Below are 1,823 nucleotides of genomic sequence, written 5' to 3'. Positions count from 1 at the left end.
CGCCATTGCTGGAGGCGCTTCACCGTTGCCAGGACGGGCAATGATAAAAGCCGGCTTTTCACGGCCGAAGAGCACCCAACCGTTACCGAATGGACCGAGGTTCTTGATGCCAAGAGCCCCCAGAGTCGCATCGTAAAACGCGGCCGACTTCTGAACGTCAGCGGCGCCGATAAAGACGTGCGAGAAAATGCTGTCACCGGAAATAACTGGAGTAGACATAGTTCTTTTTCTTGATATTTGATGTTAAATGAATAGTTAGTGTTCGTGAATCAATAGTGGATCACCGTGCGAATCGACTTGCCTTCGTGCATCAAATCGAAGGCTTTGTTGATATCCTCGAGACCCATGGTGTGGGTAACGAATGGGGCGAGATCGATCTCACCTTTCATTGCGTCTTCCACCATGCCGGGAAGTTGGGTGCGCCCTTTGACTCCGCCAAAAGCCGAGCCCTTCCAAGTCCGACCAGTGACCAGCTGGAATGGACGGGTCGAGATTTCCTTGCCAGCACCGGCGACGCCGATGACGATTGACTGGCCCCAGCCGCGATGGGCAGCTTCCAGCGCAGAGCGCATCACGTTGACATTACCAATGCACTCGAATGTATGGTCTACGCCCCAGCCGGTCATTTCGATGAGTACCTCGTGGATCGGCTTCTCGAAGTCCTTAGGGTTGAGACATTCGGTCGCGCCAAACTTACGAGCTAACTCGAACTTGGCTGGATTGGTGTCGATGGCAATGATGCGACCCGCCTTGGCTTGGCGCGCACCTTGGATTGCAGCGAGCCCAATGCCGCCAAGACCGAAGACGGCGACCGAGTCGCCCGGTTGCACCTTGGCCGTGTTGTGGACGGCACCGATACCAGTTGTTACCCCACAACCCAGCAGGCAGACGTGCTCCGGATTAGCATCTGGGTTGATCTTGGCCAGTGACACTTCCGCAACAACCGTATATTCGCTGAAAGTCGAACAGCCCATGTAGTGGTAAAGCGGTTGGCCGTTATAAGAAAAGCGAGTCGTGCCATCGGGCATCAGCCCCTTGCCTTGGGTCGCACGAACCGCGACACACAGATTGGTTTTACCGGACTTACAGAACAGACACTCGCCACATTCAGCGGTGTAGAGTGGAATGACATGATCGCCAGGTTTCACACTGGTTACCCCTTCTCCTACCTCCATGACGATACCCGCTCCTTCATGGCCCAAAACGACCGGGAAAAGACCTTCGGGGTCATCGCCCGACAAGGTAAAGGCATCGGTGTGGCATACGCCAGTATTCGTGATCTTGACAAGAACTTCGCCCTTGCGCGGCGGCTCAACGTCAATCTCAACGATTTCCAGCGGCTTTCCAGGCCCGAAGGCAACTGCTGCACGTGATTTCATGATGTGGTTTCTTTCTAATCTAGGTGAATTTGTTCTCATCGAGGACACTTCATCTCTCTAACGCAGGTACGACCGGACGATAGAGATTGTTTCGTCAATGGACTTGTTCTGCGAATCACTCCTGATCTCGCTATTCGGAAATTCTTCTCGCAGATAGCTTTCCAGGACCGTGGCCATCAAGCCGTTAACCGCTCCGCGGACTGCCGCGAGCTGCTGAAGAATCGCAGGGCAATCAGCACCTGCATCAAGTGCTTGTTCAAGAGTAGCTACCTGTCCTTTGATACGCCTGATACGCGTGAGGGCTTGTTTCTTTTCTTCAGGACTATGTGGCATCGAACACCTCTCTACTAGTTAAGCGTCCCTACTATACCATACTGCCCTATAGTATATGCAACCGATTTTTTGCTGAAATTTGTGTTTTTTTCGCCTCCTTAAACTTTAGAA

3 protein-coding genes are annotated in these 1,823 nt (G+C 52.9%); all 3 read right to left on the bottom strand.

What is annotated here, in order from left to right; all coding sequences use genetic code 11:
• Window positions 1-219: VOC family protein (locus NX782_RS26115; protein WP_452312065.1), on the bottom strand; the 219-nt coding region annotated here is incomplete at its 3' end.
• A 50-nt stretch (window positions 220-269) separates the two neighbouring features.
• Entirely contained in the window at window positions 270-1,379 is a 1,110-nt protein-coding gene (locus NX782_RS26110) for an S-(hydroxymethyl)glutathione dehydrogenase/class III alcohol dehydrogenase (protein WP_091877588.1), read from the bottom strand.
• A 57-nt stretch (window positions 1,380-1,436) separates the two neighbouring features.
• On the bottom strand, window positions 1,437-1,712 hold the full coding sequence (gene frmR, locus NX782_RS26105; RefSeq protein ID WP_258848425.1) for a formaldehyde-responsive transcriptional repressor FrmR: 276 nt from the start codon (window positions 1,710-1,712) through the stop codon (window positions 1,437-1,439).
• Window positions 1,713-1,823: the final 111 nt, after the last annotated feature.

The sequence above is a fragment of the Massilia norwichensis genome (genome assembly GCF_024753245.1).
Classification (GTDB): domain Bacteria; phylum Pseudomonadota; class Gammaproteobacteria; order Burkholderiales; family Burkholderiaceae_D; genus Telluria; species Telluria norwichensis.
The sequence above is the reverse complement of the archived record's forward strand: the minus strand, read 5'-3'. Positions and strand labels throughout refer to the sequence as shown.